We start from the raw sequence: 17,846 nt of genomic DNA on the forward strand, positions 1-17,846 counted from the left end.
ACGGCTGCACTAAGCGCACATCGGCATCGGTCAGAGAACCAGCAGCATGGCGTTCGGCATGTCGAGGCCGTCATGATGCCGTCCAAGGCTATCGAAATGCTTAATCGCATTTTTCCACGCAGAGCCCTCTATGAACCAAGCGACTCTCGAGTTCTCGATTGAGCGATACGCAATCTATCCAGCATTGCCAAAACCGTATCCCGTCGCCGACCTTCTACCTGAAGACTTCAGCCACTGGGTCGACGCCAAAGGTGACCGTTTCTGCGATACGTTCAGTCGCATATGCTTCTACCTCGCAGAACGCTACATGAGCCATTCCGAAAGTTCGTGTGACGAAGCAGTTATTGTGGGCACCGAGTACGGCAACCTCGAAGCCATGCTGCGCTTTCAGCATCAGGCACTTACCGATCACAAAACGCTTTCGGCACAGCAATTTCCCTATGCTACAACCAGCTCTGCGTCGACCTTTATCAACATTATTCGCCACATCAGCGGCGGCAACGCCACCTTGAACGCTGGTGCACTGACACCTGCGCTAGCATTGCTTCACGGTCTGCTTCACATACATGGTCGTGAGCGTACCAAGAGCCATGTCTTTATCGGTGACACTTACTTTAGCGAAGCAGTAGACGACATCCTAAAGAGTGCCCCCACTGCTCAAACTTCCTCCGGCATCTGCTACCTGGCGCTCAAAGAGGGAGACCAATTTAGTGCCAAAATCCGCTTCGACGAACGCGCCGAGCAGATTCTAAAAACGCTTACCCCGAGCGCACGAATCTACTTAGACAGCTGCAGTCGTGAGCAACTTGGGAAACTGTGTCCTCCGGATGATAGCCATTCGGGCTCCCCTCTGAACGAGCACAATCGCGCCTTCGTGTTCGCTGATTTCCTTGAGGGTGTGCTGGCCTTGAAGCCCGGACAGAGCACTGCGTTGTTACTCGCGCAACAGACTAGCGCCGCCAGCATAGAGATCTCGCGTCATCATGAATAACTGTCGAGACGAAATCTTCGACCCCAGTCTTGATGTGTTCAAGGTGCATTTTAACGATGCTCCTATTGTTCCAGGCATGTTGCTGCTTCTTACAGAACTGCAGCGTCGACCGCAGCAGGCCAACTCAAGCACCCATGTCGAACGATTGGCTTTTAAGTCTTTTGTACGTCCTGGCCAGCAGGTCACTTACCTGAATGAGGGCATAGAGACCCGGATCACCTCCGATGCGGGCCTATGTTGCTCGTTCTCGACTCGCGCCGGCCCCCCCGTGAATGCTCCGAATTTCACCGATGAGCCTTGCCTGTTCAAAACTTCAATCGCACCAGCACGTGAGCCGCTCTACTGGTTTCTGCCGGAGCAAATCAACCTCAATGAGGACGGCTCGCACGCCCAAACACACATTGACCTACAGCAGGTGATCGCTCACCACCCCTTTCTGACGCAGATTCCCGATCCGACTTTACTGATATTGACCGAGGCGTTAGGCAACCTCGCGCTTGCGCTGCAACAACGTCATGCAGGCGGGCCAGCAGCCAGCTACGTCTTCGCAAAGTTCGATGCATTGGACATTGACCTGAAGCCAGGCATTGCCTATGCGCCCGTCCATCTGCAGACCCGTGTCAATCACTTCGGCTCGTTTCTCGCCTGGGATGCCTGCGCCTGGGACGCGCATGGCGTCAGGCTGGTGATTCACAACGCTATTTCTGTAAAGAGGAAAATCGTTTGAGCACGATATATGTTTCCGGTCTCGGGGCGGTGACGCCAATCGGCATCGACGTTGCACAGTTCTGGTCCGCACTGATTCATGGTCAATCAAATTTCATCGCGCAGGCACCGGTTTATCCAGGGATGAAGCCGAACTTCAAGGCCGGGCGTATTGATAACACACAGAAAGCGCTGCTCAAGCAACGTGCACCTGACGCGACCGGGCCAAATGTACCCGACTCCTCACTATACGCAGTGGATGCGGCGATGCAGGCGATCACGGACGCTGGCCTATCCGCCGGATCTGCAGCGCTGCGCAACGCGCTAGTCTGCGTGGGCAACAATGAAGCCGAGGCGGACATCCTGGATCGCCTCGTCGAAGGAGATGACGAGGGCTGGCGCAATAACACTTACTCCAGTCACTCTATTGCCCAAAACGTAGCTCGCGCGATTGGCTCGGTAGGGCCAGCATTGTGTTTTCACAACACTTGTGCCTCGGCGAATGTAGCGCTGGAGTTCGCTTTGCGCATGCTCCATTGCGGGGCAGTCGACACAGCCGTGGTTGGAGGTGGAGACGCCTTTTCGAAAAAGGTCTGGTCAGGGTTCTACACTCTCAAAGCCTTAGGTGAACAGCAGTGCAAACCGTTCTCCCGCGACCGGCGCCATATTACGATCAGCGAGGGCGGTGCCTTTGTGGTGTTACAGCGTGCCGAAGATGTCGTCTCCTCTCCTTATGCCCAGTTACTGGCAGTGGCAAGCAACAATGACGCCGCGCATCCGACTAACCCTGATCTAACTGGAGTTTCTGCCTGCCACCAAAGAGTACTGCAGCAAGCCGGACTACAGGCCGGCGACATCAGCGCAATCTACGCACATGGCACCGGCACCAGAGCCAACGATCTCACTGAGAGCACAATATTCGGCAGAACCTATACGTCGTCGTCCGTAACGGCAATCAAAGGCACTGTCGGACACATGATGGCTACTGCCGGAGCGATCGGCGCCGTCGCGAGCTGCCTGTCACTGCGGAACCAATTGCTGCCTCCCACCAATATCGATCCAGAGAGCTTCGAATACGACTTTGATCTAGTGACACAGCCCGGAGGAGTGTCTCGTTCCCTGAAATACGTCCAGAACAACTCTTTCGGTTTTGGCGGGAATAACGCCATATCTATCTTCAAGGTCATAGAACAATGATTGTTCTTGGAATTAGCGGATTACCTAACTCTCAACGCGCCCACCGCGCTTCCTATCCCAACGCACTGGAAATCGACGAACGCATCTGCCAGGGCCTGGACAGCGCGGCTTGCTTAATCATCGACGGAGAGATTATCGCCGCCGCAGCCGAGGAACGATTCACCGGCATTAAAGGCACCGGCGAACTTCCTCTCAATGCGATCGACTATTGCCTGCGCACTGCACAAATTCAGCCCAGCGATGTGCAGGTGATTGCCCATGGCTTTGACTATGACCGTTATCGGCGTTTTTTCACGCAATCAAGCGAATCATTCCATGAAGTGTTCAGCGGGAAGTCCGTCATTACGGCGCTGGAGAAAGCCGGCTGGCAGGATGTCGCTCCACGCTTCAGAGCTGTAGAGCATCATCTGGCACATGCAGCCTCGGCCTACTTCACCAGCGGCTATGATCGCGCACTGTGCATCGTCTCTGACGGAATGGGCGAGGTCGAGTCGCTGACGGTGTTCCAGGCACGGGACCGGGAACTCAAGAAATTACATAGTCAGCCCATCAAAGCCTCGTTGGGATTACTGTACTCGATCTGTACCCGCTTCTTGGGTTTTGCTTTCAACAGTGACGAGTACAAGGTTATGGGGCTGGCGGCCTATGGCAACGGTTCGGCGTACTCAGAGGCTTTCAACAGCCTTGCGCAGTTTGACCCGAAAACTGGCTCAATCAATATCCACTGGCCAGCCGGGGCTCTGACCAACGCAGAAGAAGGTTACCCCGCAGCCATGGAGTTCCTCGCTGTAACCTTTAATCTGGCGCCGCGCGCATCTGATCAGGAACTCAGTGATCTGCACGCCGACTTTGCCGCTGCACTGCAAACCAGGTTCGAATCGTTGCTCGAATCGCTAGTCGCATTCTGGCTTGAGCGCAGCGGTGAGTCGTCGCTGTGCCTTGCGGGTGGGTCATTTCTCAACTGCAAGGCGAACGAACGCCTGTGCAACTTGCCGGAAGTCGAGCGCGCCTTTGTTCAACCAGCGTCTGGCGATGACGGCACGGCCTTGGGGGCCGCTCTCTGTCATTGCTCTGAACCCCTAGTTACCGGATTTTCGCCGTATTTAGGTCCTGAATACAGTGTTGAGCAAATTCGCCGGCTACTCGCTGATGCCTCAGCGGATGGATGTCTCCAGTGGAAATATTTGGGCTTGAATGACAAGTACTTTGCCTTGGCAGCACAGGACATCGCTGACGACAAAATCATTGGCTGGTTCCACGGACGCATGGAGTTCGGCCCGAGGGCTCTAGGAAATCGCTCGATTTTGGGACGAGCCAACGGTGACTCAATCAAGGCCCGGATCAACGGCTTGGTGAAGTTCAGAGAGCCTTTTCGTCCCTTTGCACCTGCGGTACTGGATATCGACTGCGACCGTCTATTCGAAACGAGAAAACTGCAACCGACCAGTTACATGCTCTGCACGGCACGCGTTCGTGAGGACGCGATAGCCACTGTTAGCGGCGTTGCCCATACAGACGGAAGCGCTCGGATCCAGGTAGTCAGCAAAGAACTCAACCAAAACTTCTGGCGCTTGTTAACCGAAGTTCGGAAGGTTTGCGGTTACGGGTGCTCAATCAACACCTCGTTCAACGTGAAGGGCCAGCCCCTAATTATGTCACCAGATATCGCCCTCGCGACATTCCGCAACATCGCTCTGGATACGCTTTACATCGAGGGATTCATCGTATGGAAACCCTGAGCCACGAGGCTCCGACGGTCGATGAGGTATGCACACGTTCTCCACGACCAAGCAAATCAGCCTGGCATCACCGCTATACATGATCGTATTCATTTACTGGATCAGAGGCGCCTGCTGTCGCTGTCGGAGATCGATGACAAATCATCTTCGACCACGCGGCATTACAGCCGTTGCGCCTAGACAACTGCAAGTCGCTGGTTGACCGCGTAATCGCCATGATGATTCAACAGGGGTAATTGACATGTTCGAGCTGCAAGATTTGCAGGCACGCCGCCTGCTCTCTGTTGTTGCATCCGGCAACGGCCTTATCGGCTATCGGTTTTGCGGCACGCTCCACGAAGCCTACGAAGTACTTGACCAGGCACTACTGCAAACTATTACCCGGCATATCTCTGCCACGGCGCATTCCTGCACGACACTCATTGAGCGTCAAGCGCTTGAGAAAATCGGATTTTTCAACAAGCTACCGTGCATCCCCATGACGGCCAGCCCACATGCATGTAGTGATCAGCGCGGAAAAAATGACGAGGGGGAATGGGTGCTAAGCCCCTCGACCTGCTACCACACGTTTGCTCATCTGGCCGGGAGCACCGAGAGCTGGGATTTGAAATGCTTCACCGCACTAGGACACTGCCACCGCTTCGAGCCAATACCTGAAGAATCGACGCGTTTGGGCAGCTTCACCATGCGTGAGTTCGTGCTGTTGGGCAAACAGCCGCAGGTCGAGAATATGTGTCAGGTACTTTTCGATAGTGCCGTAGCGCTGATTAAGCGTCTGGTACCGTCCACCTTCGTTGATCGGGCCAGCGATGTATTTTACGGAGAGTCCGCCGAGGTCACTCGAAAGGTACAACTGGCAATGGGCGTCAAACTGGAGGTACTGATCCCATGGTCACAGCGACAGGTCAGCGTGGGTTCGCGCAACTTGCACCGGGATCTATTTACCAACGCGTTCAAGATCGGCCCGCAAGCCCCGGAGCCACTCATGCATTCAGCCTGTGTCGCCTTCGGCATGGAGCGTCTGCTGTTGTCGCTGCTAGCGCAGATTGGAAATCCCGACACACTGCTGGCTCTTTTACGCGATGTGTTGGGTGACCTTCACGGCAGCTGCAATACAAAGGAATGTGAATATGCGGCACTGGTTTGACGCAAGGGTGGCGAAAGGAATCGTCATCGTCTCGTTTCCGTTAATGGGGACGATGGTCGGCAATTTGTTGATGATGCTTGTCGACAGGCTATGCCTCGCACACTACTCACAAGATACGCTGGCCGCCTCCGGCCCAGCTGTATTCACGAGCATGGCGATTATCGCTTTCTTCTGTAGCACCGTGGGGGTGTCACGTTCCTTTATTGCACAGGCGAATGGACGATCAGGGCTCAGCGAAGCTTCGAACGAAGCCGCACTGGGACTATTCCTTGGTATAGCCTTCGGTGCTCTGCTGTTTGTCGCCGCCCCGCTGATCGCGATGATTCCACAGCTCAGCTCCCGTCCACCGCAGATTGTCAGCCTCGAATCGCAGTACATGCTGTGGGCGGCGATCTTCGGTGGCGTAATGACGATCGACACGGCACTGTCCTCGTTTTTCAACGGTGTGGGTCGAACCCGCGAAACGCTCATGGTCGGAATCGTTGGTCAAATCGTCGACTCAATCTTCACCGTCGGCCTGGTCTTCGGAAAGTTCGGACTGCCCGAAATGGGAATGGCCGGAGCCGCAATCGGTACGTTGATCGGAACTCTGTCCATGCTGATGTGCTACGCAGTAATGCTGCCTCGAGAAATCTGGATTGAGTTGAGGAACATCTTCATTGCTCGTAGCACGCGCCTACTGCCCCGACTGTTTTTCCTGCTGCGTAGAGGTGTTCCCAGTGGCGTATCCGCCGGGGTAGACCAGCTCGGCAACACTGCGTTCATATGGATAGTCGCGGTGCTGGGCTCTAGTGCACTAGCAGCAAACAACGTCAATCTGACGATCAATTACCTGGGCATTATCCCGCTCATCGGTTTAGGCATTGGTTGCAGCATTCTGTGTGCCACTGCAGTGGGCAAGGGGCAATTCACTGAGCTGGCAATGATCCTGCGAGTGACCGTAATCATAGAGCTTTTCTATGTACTGCTGGTTTCCACTGTTCAAATCACTTTGCCACATATCCTGCTCAAGGCTTTCGGTGACCTAGGACACAACCCGGAGACCATCACCCTGGCCATCGATACACAACGCGTACTGTGGACATTCTCCGCCGCCTTTGTCTTCTCCATGACGGGGGCAGCCGTCTTGGAGAGTATTGGCATGGCCAGATTCTCGCTGGTCGTGCGCCTGGCTCTTATGTGGTTTATAAGCATTCCGTTGATCTACTACGTCGCAACGAGCAATCGCGACGCCCCGTCATCGCTGGTGACATGTTGGATTATCGGTTCAGTGTTCGAATTTTTGATTGGCGCAATTTATTTCTGGCGAATAGCCAAAGCCATTCGAGGAGCCGAAAACCGTCTTCATATTGATTCTCATCCAGCCAGCGAGAGCGCCCTATGAACCTGAATGAAGTCATTCGCTTTGCACCTTTAGCGATCAACTGCTTTACAGGAAGTCTGGCACAACTGTCCAAACGAGGCGGTGTCCCCATCGATGAAGCGCAACTACTTGAGGCTGGCGACGGCTACCTGTACCGCACAGGTTTAGATGAATGGGGCATGCCCGAATACACTTTCGAGGTTGAAAACGTCGGTCTTCGTGCTTGCAGAGCATTAGGTGCGCATGTGGCGCGATTGCCGATCGATACAGATTGGGTCACGCAACTTAAGACACTATTGATCGAACACGCCGGCGTAGTCGTGTGGGTCAACTCCGTCTATCTGGATTACGCGCCGGTCTACAGTACCGACCCGGGTTATATGCACGCAGTACTAGTGATTGGCATAAACGACACGTCCACTCATGTGAAGATTTTAGACTCACTTGTCGTCGATAACGAATCCTATGCTTGCGAGGCATGGCTGTCGATTGAGGCATTCGCCAACGCGCACACTGATCGAGTGCGCACAGAGACCTACGACCATATGGGGTACTTTATAGTGATGCACCCCAACGCATGCCCCCCTGCCTTCGACGTACGAGCCAATCTACTCAGACAAGCCCGGCTGTACCTCTCTGAAGACGCCTATCGAGGCGCACTGCCAGCTTACCGAGAACTATGCATGGAGCACTTTCGGGGCTCGCCGGAACACGCTGCAATTGCTGCACGCCGTCTATTCGACCACATAGTAATTCTCTACGTGATTCCAGGACTCTCCTTGCTAGGACGATCGCTCCAGCGAGCTGGCTGCGAAGATGCGCTGGGTGAGATTGCCAAATCACTAATCCACCACTGGCGCGCCTTATCGGTGCTGGCACTCAAATTGGAGGCGACAAATTCCCCTCTGATCCTCTCCCGCGTGGAGAAGCGTTTCGACGTGCTCGACTCACTGACAGTCGAACTTTGGCAGCACCTAAACAACATGCTCCAAGAATCCTGAATGGAACAAGTATCGTTTTAGCTAACTCAATCAACGTGCTGAGGTGCGTCTGTAAAGTCTTTATGACTTTTAATCTGGAGATGGATCTATGTTGTCAATCTTGGCACTAGGCAGCGAGAGTGACCTGCAGGACTATGTAAAGTATTGCCACGAACATGACAGAGAAGTGGTGTGCTTTTTACCTCCGCCTCTGCTGCAGAACGAGAAGAGCCACTGGGAGGCGCAACTGATCAAGGCGCTTCACACAACCTGCACAACGCGACAGTTCGACCACGTCGTCTCTTTCCATGACGGCTTTCAGGTTCAAGTAGATATATTCAAGAAAATTTTCGGTTTAGCAGCCCGCGATACTGAGGCGCTTTTCACCCTTACGGATAAGTCCGCCTTCAAGTCGGTCCCCGCTACTGCTAACTTTATTTCACGTTACCTGCGCCTCCCCCAAAACGTCAGTACCGACGAGGCGTGGCAGGAGGTCGAGCAGTCCCTACGTCTACCGGTTGTGCTCAAGCCCTCCAACGCCTTTTACAGCGCTGGCGTAATTCGAGTCGATGATCGCGCTGGATTCGGTAAGGCCCTGACACAGACGCGACACGTCTGCGCACTGATGGCCAGCCAGAGAGGCGGCTCTGAAATCCTAGTCGAGGAGTACATCGACGGTGAAGAATTCTCGGTGGACGGTTATGTACTCGACGGAGAAGTGACGCCGCTCCTACTGCATCACAAATATCCTAGGCTAGAAGGCCCGACATTCCACGAAAACGCCCAGATTTCCATACCGTTCGACGAGAAAAAGGGGGAACCCTTCATGGTCCCACTGCGCCAGATCATTGCCGCGGTAGGGCTGGATCAATCGCCCTTTCACTCCGAGTTCCGGATCACGGCTGATCAGCGCGTTTACATCCTCGAACTTGCCCCGAGAATTTCCGGCGACGGAATCTCCTCTCGCTATCTAATGGATATCTGTCTCGGACTGGACGTTTATGACGTTGATCTCAAGCTGAACACACCGCAACTGACGCTTGATTTGCCTCATCGGCGCGTTGGACTGGAGTATGACTTCAGCGTTAAGAAAAGTGGCGTAATATCGTCGATCGAAAAGACGGTTGCCCAGTGCCATGAGATGGGAGCGACTACCGTCATCCAACATAGACACAACGGCGAGTTCGTCATGGCGCCACCGGACGCTATGGGATCCATTCTAACGGCATTTTTCACCTGTGAATCCAAGGAGCAAGCGCTGCGGATTTTCGATTTTCTGGAAACTTGTGAAGTCAAGACGCAGACCAATGATGGATAGCAACTATCGAGCTTTGTCATTATTCACGGATGTGGTTAATCGCGGCCTGAAGAGGCGGCGCAAGGAAAAGGCAAGCACTCGCGCAATTCTTAGTCCTGCCTAACCGATCGCTGCACCTGCAATCCCTTACTTCTGCCTTCTAGCTGAAGTAAGGGGTTGCACCTCCCGATAGTCATAGCTGACCGGTACACACCTGATCACGTCAACCAAACTGGCCGGTGGATGATGGAACCACTCGAAATGATCCAACGGTTTGAATCTCGAGACGGCATTGCTTACGCCTACCAGGTTGAAGGTGCCAAAACGTACATTTATGGAGACGCGGAAATCGCAAGTCAGCAGAGCGCAAGAAGGGAAACCCTATTCAATAGCACCATGCTGTCAGCCCCGCCAGGGTAAGGCCTATTCCCGATGGAGCAGCGTCTTACCTCGCTCCTCATAGAAGCCTCTAATCCTTCAGTTCTCGGGTGCCGAGATTAGCCTTCAAGCTAGGCGCTCGGTGAAGTATCGGCGTCACCCCGTATGGTGGGCGCTGCGAGAGTTGCTAGGTTACCTGTGACAAGTTGCTATCTCAGTGGGTGCAGTCCGCCGCTATCTATGCTGTAAACGGCTTAGCCGTGATTGCACGCGGTCATTCGAGTCGCACTCCGACGGCGTTACTGGTTTTTCATCTCCGAAATTTTCGGAGAACCATCGTTCCCGCCCTTGTTGACCATTGGAGAAAACCACGTGAAAAAAAAGCAGCAGAAACCGCGGAGCTCCTCAGAAGAGCGATTAAGGGCGGAGGCACGAGCTGCGCTAGCAATTCGAACGTCGAAGCGCAGTCGCTTTCTGGACGCAGCTCTTTCAAACGGCCCGGACTTTGAACCTACTGGGCGGTTAGCCGGATGAACGACGGTTGCTTAGGCCAGTCAGGATCGGTGAGAAAACCGTCATGCTTGTGTCTTATGAGCAATTGGTGCGGTGCGAGAACGAGACACCCACCCCTCTGTTTCCTCGTCGGCAACGTCGACAGAGACGTTGATCCAACCCTCGCGCTCCTCCAAAACCTCTACTTGGTCACCCAAATGAAGGTGCCCGATCTCATCTGCCCCTGATCCAGGGTTGGCACGCAGAACGTCATGCTCACGAATGACTACGCGGTAGGACGTAAGCAGCGCTCGATGCTCGGATGAAAGCCCCTTGATGACGTTCTGCACCTGTTGAGCCGATGTCACTCCCTCAAGTTTCTGCTCTAGGAATTCGTACGCTTGCGCGACGGCCACCAGGAAAACAAAGGTAGTCGTTAATCATGCTTGGTCCGCTGAAACTGGCAATTGGCTGGGCGCTGTTAGCGGTCTTCTCTGCAGGGATACTGCCGGTAAGCCTGTACTGTGGAACCCTCAAGCGCCGCTTGTAGGAACCCCTCGCAATGTACGTCCGGCTCGAGCAGTCAGAGTGGTTCGTCCGGTCCGGCCGATCCGCCCTCCACGTCCGGTCAGACCTGTGAGGCCTGTCCGCCCTACTGGACGATGGACTGACCTTAGCGTCATGAACTGGATCGCGCAGTAAGAGAGTTGACTTTAAGGTCTGTCAGCGACATACCGCTGGCAGACCTTAAGGTACAGACGCTGACGCGCTTGCTCATAATCAACCTGGTGAGCTCATGGCCCGTCGCTGAGGATGGCACCAAGCATCATTCATAAAACTAAAGGACGCGACCTCGGTGTATCGGCGATATGGTACCGTAGGGTCCATATTTTTCGTCTTGCTGCACTTCAGTGCTCAGCAATGATCGGACTTTGCGACGGGAGCTAACGTACCATTGCTACCCGTTCCTGTGAACCTACCAAGGATGAGTAATGGACAAGCCTGAAGCACTTCGGTTGATCGCAGAAAAAGCCTACGACGTTGGGTACAGTGCTAAACTACATTTCTCAACTTACGATATCGTCGAGAAGGCACCAGGCTGGATTGGACTAGTTTCACTGGTTGTTGGTGTGCTCTCTCTTTATATCGATGCATTCACAGCCAAACACATTTCGGCAGTCATCACAATTCTCGGCATTTGCGGGCTTTACATAACGTATTACTCTGATACGAAGAGCAAGTACTTCGAAACCGGCCAGGCCCTTACGGAGCTATTCGACCGCCTCAAGAGGCTCGATGCTCAGTGCAGATCGGCGCAGGCCATAACTCCCGAGCATATGGCTGAGTTAGAAGCGGTAACCCATTCTTTCAGATCGATATGCCTTAGCAAGCATATTCTGTTTTCGAGTTGGCTGGCCCATAAAAAATTTTTCTGGGAGCAACAAATTGATTGGATTGGCAAAAGTCGCCCGTTCAGCCTGCTGAGGGACAAGATCCCTTTTTCTGCCTACCTAGCATTAGCGATACTGTTGTTTGGTATCGTAAGTTGGACAATCTGCAAACTTGATTTGTCTTCAATCTCACAGTGGATGTGCGGTAAATGAGCAAAGAGTTGTTTGAGCAGTTTCGCAGGAATCTAGCCGTAAAAAACGCCGATGCAATCTCGAAAAGCTATCGGCAGATCACAGAAAAATTGAACAGTAAATACTACGGCTATGAGTCATCCACGTTACATTGCCGTCAAGTTGGCTCATATGGGCGGCATACCGCTGTTGATGGTGTGAGCGACCTCGATATGGCGTTTCTGTTGCCTTGGGAGGTTTATCACCGCTTTCAGAAATATGAGAACAACAAACAGTCCTTTCTGCTTGGGGAAGTTAGAGCGGCGCTGAAGGAAAAATTCCCTAATCGAACTGTCAGGGCCCAGCAACAGGTTGTTTCAATCGATTTTTCCGATTATATCGTAGAAGTTCTCCCGGCCTTTCTGAACGAGGATGGCAGTTATACCTATCCGGACGCGAATAGCGGAGGGAACTGGAGGGTTTGCAATCCCGTAGCCGAAATCGAAGAAATTAATAGTCTTCACAAGCTAAAGAATCACAACCTGAAACGACTCTGCAAAATGGTTAGGGCTTGGAAAAACGACCATGGGGTTCCGATGAAGGGCATGCTCATCGACACCCTTTGCTACCAGTTTTTAAAGGGTACAACGGCATACGACGCCAAGTCTTACTCTTCGTACGGCGAAATGACCAAAGACTTCTTCGCTTACGTCGTTGCAATCGATCCAGAGAAGACAGAGTGGCGAGCCCCTGGCAGCGGCTCAATTGTCAGCAATAGCGGTAATTTCCACCCTAGAGCCAAAAAGGCACTGCGCAGACTGCAGGAGGCACTGAACGATCCAGACGTAGCTCACGAAAAGTGGAGCACCGTCTTTGGCGAGCATTTCCCCGCATATATCGACCAAGAGCAACGGCAAGCCGTTGCCGAGAGCAAAATTAAATATTTCGAAGAGTTTGCCGGGAAAAAATTCAGGCTAGATATCAAGTACAGCCTGGAGGTTGATTGCACAGTCAAAAGCGAGGGTGGCAGGCTTCGTGCTCTGATGTCACGTGCAGGCGTTTATAAGATCCCAATCCACCGTGATTTGACCTTCTATGTTAGCAAAATCGACGTACCTGGCGATTTCAAGCTTTATTGGAAAGTCAGGAATGTTGGCAAAGAAGCTGTGTCAAGAGACATGCTCCGGGGCACCATCATCAGAGATACCGGTGCTCGCCAAATCACAGAAAAAACCACTTTTGAAGGTGAGCACTTTGTCGAGTGCTTCGCTGTGAAGGAGAATGTCTGTGTGGCTAGGGGAAGGATCATCGTGCCGATTTGACCGTTTCAGAAACGAACGCTTGGCATCAAATCGACTTCGAATAGCCATGGGTTCGCAGGCACATTCAAGGGGTTGCTTCCGTCAATCCCTGCCCCTATCAACCAGCAGCTGTCGAGCTATCGCGGTCATCTCCAATGACTGCGTAATGCCTAGAATTCTAGACACCAAGGCATCCTTTCTTGCTCTATGTCTAGATTTCTAGACATTAAGAGCCAGCGTGACAAGGCGTTTCAAAGGCTGTGCAGAAGCCCCTCCACTAGAAAACACCAACTGAAGTCCAGCTCTTGGCTTCCAGCATTTCCGTGTGGGCTGCCCAATCATTTCCTCGACTTGCGTAGGTACGGCTACTGAAGGTGCTCCCAGCGATCGTTCGCTGGGAGCTTTCGGGCAGGCTAGTGTGCGATGCAAGTAGTCAGCGCATAGGTTTGGTATGAACGAGAGCAGGCGAGAACGAACGGTCGCTGCAGTGGCTTCCCTGGACGCTTGGTGCGTTTCGACAGCGCGGCAGCTTTCCGTTTAGGCGAGGTTTTCGGCTTACTCTTCAAGGCAAGCTTAGCATTGTATTTCTTGGTCAAGTTCATCTGCTACATCTCCGTAATTGAAGGGTTTACGAGACCTAAACCGCAGGCCTCATCGCTAAATTAGGATCTGCAAGAAAATCCACCGGTCGCGCTGCCGCCCGGTGGATAGGTCCTTTGACAGACGGTCATTGACATCATCGTCATTTCTGACGATGCTTTGCCAATGAGATATCCAGGCGGAAAAGGCAAGTGCTACCAGCGCTTGATCAACCTGATGCCCCCGCATCAGACATACATCGAATCCCACCTCGGCGGCGGTGCCGTCATGCGCAACAAGAAAACTGCGCAGCGAAGCATCGGGCTAGACCTCGACGTGCGAGTGATCGATCGGTGGCGGATCGAGCAGCCAGGAGTGTGTGAGCTGCATCAGGTGGATGCAGTGGAGTTCCTGGAAGCCTTTCACTTTGCCGGCGACGAACTGGTGTATGTCGACCCTCCCTATGTGCCGGATACCCGCCGTCGTTCTAGGGTGTACCGCTGCGATTACACCGATGACGATCATCTACGGCTGCTGCGCTGCCTGCAGTCCTTGCCTTGCAACGTGATGCTGTCTGGTTACGACAACGAGCTCTACAACCGCGAGCTTCCCGGGTGGCGCAAAGTCAGCTTCCCCGCCAAAACACATGTCGAGGTTCGTGAGGAAGTGGTCTGGATGAACTTTGAGGCCCCGAGCCGTCTTCACGACGTCCGGTACCGTGGCGAGACATTCAGAGATCGACAAACCATACAGCGTCGTCAGGCACGCCTACGCTCTCGTATTGAGGGTATGGATCCGCTCGAACGAGATGAGCTGCTGCAGTGGATGCAGGAAAACTACGGCATTGCCGAGGAGGCCGCCTGATGCAATTAGGCGCAATTTTTATCGACCAGCTGGTTTTCAATGTTGAGCTGCCCAAGCCCGATGATGAAGTAGTTCCTGGTGTACCGTGGGGAGCGCTGGAAGCCTTTCCGACGCCAGCCTATTGGGCATATCAGGTGTATGCGCGACGGCTACATGGCGAACGAATCAACTACAAGCTGGGATCGACCCTGAAGGAAGAAGTGGGAGCTTGTTTGTTGGGTGGTCACGGTATTCCATCCAATGTTGGTTTGGCTGCCTACCATCACGTCAAGGCACTTGGCGCCTTTGGCGACGAGCCGCCGAGTGAGGACGTTTTGTTAGAGTGGCTTCGTGAGCCAATGCCAGTCGAAGGACGCTGGGTTCGTTATCGATTTGCCAAGCAGAAGGCTCGCTACCTAGCGGCGGCGCTGCACAAGCTCTCCACCGAAAGCCCGCCTACCCACTCAGGAAAAGCGTTGCGCGATTGGCTATTGGATGTTCCAGGTATCGGGTACAAGACTGCCTCATGGGTCGCGCGCAACTGGCTCGATGCGGATGACGTAGCCATCCTTGATATCCATATCCTTCGTGCTGGCCTACTCGGGAAGTTCTTCGAAAGCCACCTTACGGTCGAGCGGCACTACCTGGAGCTTGAGGAACAATTCATTCGCTTCAGTAAAGGCCTTGGTGTGAGGGCATCAGAGCTCGATGCATTGATCTGGTTAGAAATGATGTCTTCGCCCGTCACAGTGCATAGCATCATGGGTATGGGGCGAGGGCCTGCTGAATCACGCCCTCGAGCCAAGCCCAAGAAGTCCAACGCCCACGCCAACCAGTTGTCCCTCATCGGCTAGTGAACTGGCCCATGGTTCTCCCGTGATGCCCAGAGGACAGAAGTTCAGTCCCTGGGCATGTGCCGTCAAGGCAGCGACGGACAGCAATGCCCCAGCGTCTCGCCAGATCAAGCTGCAGGCGTTCTCGTACTTTGCTGACGTCTTGCCTGGCTCGGCAAGAAGCAGAATCATTGTTGCGTGCGAGCTCTCCAGGACTTGCATGCTCTGCTCCCGCAATCCTGCAAGTCGCTCCGAAGCGTTGACCAGTTCTGCAAGGTAGTGGCCTTGAGGCTGATATAACCACCAGCGGTCGTCTGAGGGTTTGTTGATGATCAGGTGAATCGGGTGAATTGCACCTGCAGACGGGGTAGCACGGTGCTCCAGATCGAACCCGAGCGTTGACGTCCATATTTCTCGGCAGCGGAAGGCCTGCCATAAGAAAGCGTCCAGCTGCAGCGCCTCCAGAGCCCCAAAATGGCGCACCGTCCTGCGGGTTGCCAGCACTTGATCGAAAGTGGTCTCTAGTGAAGGCACCACAGCATGAAGCCTTTGGATCTCCCCTGTACACCACCGGTGTAGCTGGTACTGGCTAGGGAGGCTTTTGGGGGAAGGGTTACCCAGGTCTGTCCAGGTCATACCCAACCTCGTCAAATACCTGAAAGTACTTGTTGCAACCCCGGCAATTGCCGCATGGGACATCCGCTTTATGGCAACTGTGCGCCCACGCTAGGTAGCCTGCAGTGATGCCTGAAACGCGGACCAACTCGGCTGTATCCATTCCGATGGCTGGTGCTTCCACGAGCATTCCACCCTCTTGCAAAGAAAGCAGCTGGCTTATGGCGTCCATAAACTCTTGGGAGCCATCTCGGTGAAACTCGTCGGATCTGACGGTTCCAAGCCAGAGGTGAGTAACCCCAAAGGAGATTGCTTTCATGGCGGCAAAGGTGACAAGCATTTGATTTCGGTATGGCCACCAATCAGATGCAGGTGCGAGGTCATCTGGATTGCTACCGGCCATATCCCCAGAGCCAAGGTGGCGGCAGTCAATCCTTAGGACTTGATGCTTAATCCCCAAGTGCTCGCAGATCGCTCTCGATGCGGCGATCTCGGCTTTCGCTGCAAGCTGGCCGTAATCAATCGTGATGGCTATGTCTGGGCGCTTCCACCAGGCGATCGACAGTGAGTCCATGCCTCCAGACAATAACAGCGCTGACTTCATAGCGTGCAACCTTCCCAAGTGACGTTGTAGATCGCGCTGACGTAGTCGTCGGTGATCACACAGCCTGAGCCTTCCATCATTTTTTTGTCCTGGGCTGACTCGTTCTCTGCATAAAGTACGACTGGCTTGTTCAAGGCTCTCGCATAGCCGATCTCATAGATCGTACCCGCGTCGAGGCCGTCTCCAATGGCAAACAAAAGATCACAGTCGTGAATAGCGTCCAGATCTTTCTGAACCACATCTTGAGCAGACCCTACACCGATGTCGTGGTAAGGAGAGCAGACATCCAGCCCCATTGCTGCAAGGTCTTTCCGCGCCTCGGTAACCATCCAAAGTTGTGCAAGGGAGAAGAACGGCCCAGCCAGGTAGACTTTGGGGCGAATGCCATTGCGGAACCGCTCAGATGGCTCTAGTGGCTCAGGATCGTATTTAGCCAGGAGCCTGGGGCTTGGATGCCCCTGAGTATCGCAATAGTAGGCAGTTGCCTTGGATGCTCGGGCAGCGGAGTCGTGTGCAGACATGCCTTCCTCCATCCAAGCCAGAGCGAAATGTGCCGCAAAGGTGTCGCCAGAGCCGATTTTCCAAACGCGCTTGGTCCGGTAGGCGGGTACGACGCTGATTGTCCCCTGGTCGAACACCAGCGCGCCGAGCGGTCCCATTTTTATGATGACGACCTCGGCATTTTCCTTATCAGCAATTGCCCTTGCGAGATCCTCGGGGGACAGGCTGTTGTCGTTCAGGAACAGGCAGGCTTCATTGCGATTGAGCACGAGTGCGAGGTGGTTGGCTTTGGAGCCGTTCGCTCCGAAGCTTTCGGGCGTGTCGGCGCTTTGTGGGTCATAGACTGCGTAATCTGCGTTTACGATTGGTGAGGATTCGACCATCCCAAAACGCAGGATCTTTTCTGAGTTTGCCTGCAGTTGTAGTACGCGCCCCATGGGGCCGGTTATCGCGGGGATTGCGAGGCCGTGCAGATATTCAAAGGAGAGCCCTTGCGGGACGTGATGAGGGTGAAACTTGAAGCCTTCCAGGGCAGCACGGCTATCCATGATGAACTGTTGGTCTGAGTCTACGAAGCTGTGTAGCTCAGCAGTACCTCCGAACCGGGCTATTGCAGTGGCCGCTCTTCCTGCGGAGCCGTATACCTGGTCCCAGTTGGGGCGTGTGCAGCGCTCGCTATACACGCCGCCGATGATGGTGATCATGGAAGCCTCCTTGCT

General features: G+C 53.9%; 16 protein-coding genes and 1 pseudogene. 13 read left to right on the top strand and 4 right to left on the bottom strand.

Annotated features, from left to right (window positions below):
- The first annotated feature begins 130 nt into the window (after window positions 1-130).
- From AC25M7_RS02075 to AC25M7_RS02110, 8 genes are all read left to right on the top strand, one after another.
- Entirely contained in the window at window positions 131-991 is an 861-nt protein-coding gene (locus tag AC25M7_RS02075) for a hypothetical protein (RefSeq protein WP_486970681.1), read from the top strand.
- Window positions 984-1,718, top strand: a complete 735-nt coding sequence (locus tag AC25M7_RS02080; RefSeq protein ID WP_486970682.1) for an ApeI family dehydratase — start codon at window positions 984-986, stop codon at window positions 1,716-1,718. The genes AC25M7_RS02075 and AC25M7_RS02080 overlap by 8 nt, the downstream gene beginning before the upstream one ends.
- Window positions 1,715-2,893 (top strand): beta-ketoacyl synthase N-terminal-like domain-containing protein, encoded by a 1,179-nt coding sequence (locus tag AC25M7_RS02085; protein WP_486970683.1) that lies wholly within the window; start codon window positions 1,715-1,717, stop codon window positions 2,891-2,893. Before AC25M7_RS02080 ends, AC25M7_RS02085 begins: the two co-directional genes overlap by 4 nt.
- On the top strand, window positions 2,890-4,632 hold the full coding sequence (locus tag AC25M7_RS02090; RefSeq protein ID WP_486970684.1) for a carbamoyltransferase family protein: 1,743 nt from the start codon (window positions 2,890-2,892) through the stop codon (window positions 4,630-4,632). Before AC25M7_RS02085 ends, AC25M7_RS02090 begins: the two co-directional genes overlap by 4 nt.
- Before the next feature lie 241 nt (window positions 4,633-4,873).
- Window positions 4,874-5,779, top strand: a complete 906-nt coding sequence (locus AC25M7_RS02095; RefSeq protein WP_486970685.1) for a class-II aminoacyl-tRNA synthetase family protein — start codon at window positions 4,874-4,876, stop codon at window positions 5,777-5,779.
- Entirely contained in the window at window positions 5,763-7,163 is a 1,401-nt protein-coding gene (locus tag AC25M7_RS02100; RefSeq protein ID WP_486970686.1) for an MATE family efflux transporter, read from the top strand. Before AC25M7_RS02095 ends, AC25M7_RS02100 begins: the two co-directional genes overlap by 17 nt.
- Window positions 7,160-8,143 (top strand): BtrH N-terminal domain-containing protein, encoded by a 984-nt coding sequence (locus AC25M7_RS02105; RefSeq protein ID WP_486970687.1) that lies wholly within the window; start codon window positions 7,160-7,162, stop codon window positions 8,141-8,143. The genes AC25M7_RS02100 and AC25M7_RS02105 overlap by 4 nt, the downstream gene beginning before the upstream one ends.
- Before the next feature lie 88 nt (window positions 8,144-8,231).
- Window positions 8,232-9,440: an ATP-grasp domain-containing protein gene (locus AC25M7_RS02110; RefSeq protein ID WP_486970688.1), complete on the top strand. Its 1,209-nt coding sequence runs from the start codon at window positions 8,232-8,234 to the stop codon at window positions 9,438-9,440.
- A gap of 932 nt (window positions 9,441-10,372) precedes the next feature.
- On the opposite strand, the gene AC25M7_RS02115 is transcribed toward AC25M7_RS02110, so the two are convergent.
- On the bottom strand, window positions 10,373-10,705 hold the full coding sequence (locus AC25M7_RS02115; RefSeq protein ID WP_486970689.1) for an SH3 domain-containing protein: 333 nt from the start codon (window positions 10,703-10,705) through the stop codon (window positions 10,373-10,375).
- 37 nt (window positions 10,706-10,742) lie between these two features.
- Here AC25M7_RS02115 and AC25M7_RS02120 point away from each other — a divergent pair.
- The 5 genes and pseudogenes from AC25M7_RS02120 to AC25M7_RS02140 form a co-directional block, all read left to right on the top strand.
- Window positions 10,743-10,991: pseudogene (locus AC25M7_RS02120) on the top strand (4-fold beta flower protein); the annotation flags it as partial.
- Between the two features lie 290 nt (window positions 10,992-11,281).
- Complete coding sequence (locus tag AC25M7_RS02125) at window positions 11,282-11,893, top strand: SLATT domain-containing protein (RefSeq protein ID WP_486970690.1); 612 nt, start codon at window positions 11,282-11,284, stop codon at window positions 11,891-11,893.
- Window positions 11,890-13,173, top strand: coding sequence for an SMODS domain-containing nucleotidyltransferase (locus AC25M7_RS02130; RefSeq protein ID WP_486970691.1), 1,284 nt, complete (start codon window positions 11,890-11,892; stop codon window positions 13,171-13,173). Before AC25M7_RS02125 ends, AC25M7_RS02130 begins: the two co-directional genes overlap by 4 nt.
- A 783-nt stretch (window positions 13,174-13,956) precedes the next feature.
- A complete protein-coding gene (locus AC25M7_RS02135; RefSeq protein WP_486970692.1) occupies window positions 13,957-14,595 on the top strand; it encodes a DNA adenine methylase in 639 nt (212 codons plus the stop codon).
- On the top strand, window positions 14,595-15,428 hold the full coding sequence (locus AC25M7_RS02140) for an 8-oxoguanine DNA glycosylase (RefSeq protein WP_486970693.1): 834 nt from the start codon (window positions 14,595-14,597) through the stop codon (window positions 15,426-15,428). Before AC25M7_RS02135 ends, AC25M7_RS02140 begins: the two co-directional genes overlap by 1 nt.
- Here the strand turns inward: AC25M7_RS02140 and AC25M7_RS02145 are convergent.
- From AC25M7_RS02145 to AC25M7_RS02155, 3 genes are read right to left on the bottom strand one after another with little or no spacing between them, the layout of a single operon-like run.
- Entirely contained in the window at window positions 15,363-16,106 is a 744-nt protein-coding gene (locus AC25M7_RS02145) for a nitroreductase family protein (protein ID WP_486970694.1), read from the bottom strand. The two genes, AC25M7_RS02140 and AC25M7_RS02145, sit on opposite strands and share 66 nt — an antisense overlap.
- On the bottom strand, window positions 16,021-16,626 hold the full coding sequence (locus AC25M7_RS02150; protein WP_486970695.1) for a 7-cyano-7-deazaguanine synthase: 606 nt from the start codon (window positions 16,624-16,626) through the stop codon (window positions 16,021-16,023). Before AC25M7_RS02150 ends, AC25M7_RS02145 begins: the two co-directional genes overlap by 86 nt.
- A complete protein-coding gene (locus AC25M7_RS02155; protein WP_486970696.1) occupies window positions 16,623-17,831 on the bottom strand; it encodes a PfkB family carbohydrate kinase in 1,209 nt (402 codons plus the stop codon). Before AC25M7_RS02155 ends, AC25M7_RS02150 begins: the two co-directional genes overlap by 4 nt.
- Between the last annotated feature and the right edge of the window lie 15 nt (window positions 17,832-17,846).

This window comes from Pseudomonas sp. P106(2024), from assembly GCF_057480815.1.

Bases quoted from the DNA above. Each gene is read 5' to 3' on its own strand.
- AC25M7_RS02075 (WP_486970681.1), top strand. From the start codon at position 131: ATGAACCAAGCGACTCTCGAGTTCTCGATTGAGCGATACGCAATCTAT.
- AC25M7_RS02080 (WP_486970682.1), top strand. From the start codon at position 984: ATGAATAACTGTCGAGACGAAATCTTCGACCCCAGTCTTGATGTGTTC.
- AC25M7_RS02090 (WP_486970684.1), top strand. From the start codon at position 2,890: ATGATTGTTCTTGGAATTAGCGGATTACCTAACTCTCAACGCGCCCAC.
- AC25M7_RS02095 (WP_486970685.1), top strand. From the start codon at position 4,874: ATGTTCGAGCTGCAAGATTTGCAGGCACGCCGCCTGCTCTCTGTTGTT.
- AC25M7_RS02100 (WP_486970686.1), top strand. From the start codon at position 5,763: ATGCGGCACTGGTTTGACGCAAGGGTGGCGAAAGGAATCGTCATCGTC.
- AC25M7_RS02105 (WP_486970687.1), top strand. From the start codon at position 7,160: ATGAACCTGAATGAAGTCATTCGCTTTGCACCTTTAGCGATCAACTGC.
- AC25M7_RS02110 (WP_486970688.1), top strand. From the start codon at position 8,232: ATGTTGTCAATCTTGGCACTAGGCAGCGAGAGTGACCTGCAGGACTAT.
- AC25M7_RS02125 (WP_486970690.1), top strand. From the start codon at position 11,282: ATGGACAAGCCTGAAGCACTTCGGTTGATCGCAGAAAAAGCCTACGAC.
- AC25M7_RS02130 (WP_486970691.1), top strand. From the start codon at position 11,890: ATGAGCAAAGAGTTGTTTGAGCAGTTTCGCAGGAATCTAGCCGTAAAA.
- AC25M7_RS02140 (WP_486970693.1), top strand. From the start codon at position 14,595: ATGCAATTAGGCGCAATTTTTATCGACCAGCTGGTTTTCAATGTTGAG.
- AC25M7_RS02145 (WP_486970694.1), bottom strand. From the start codon at position 16,106: ATGTCCCATGCGGCAATTGCCGGGGTTGCAACAAGTACTTTCAGGTAT.
- AC25M7_RS02150 (WP_486970695.1), bottom strand. From the start codon at position 16,626: ATGAAGTCAGCGCTGTTATTGTCTGGAGGCATGGACTCACTGTCGATC.
- AC25M7_RS02155 (WP_486970696.1), bottom strand. From the start codon at position 17,831: ATGATCACCATCATCGGCGGCGTGTATAGCGAGCGCTGCACACGCCCC.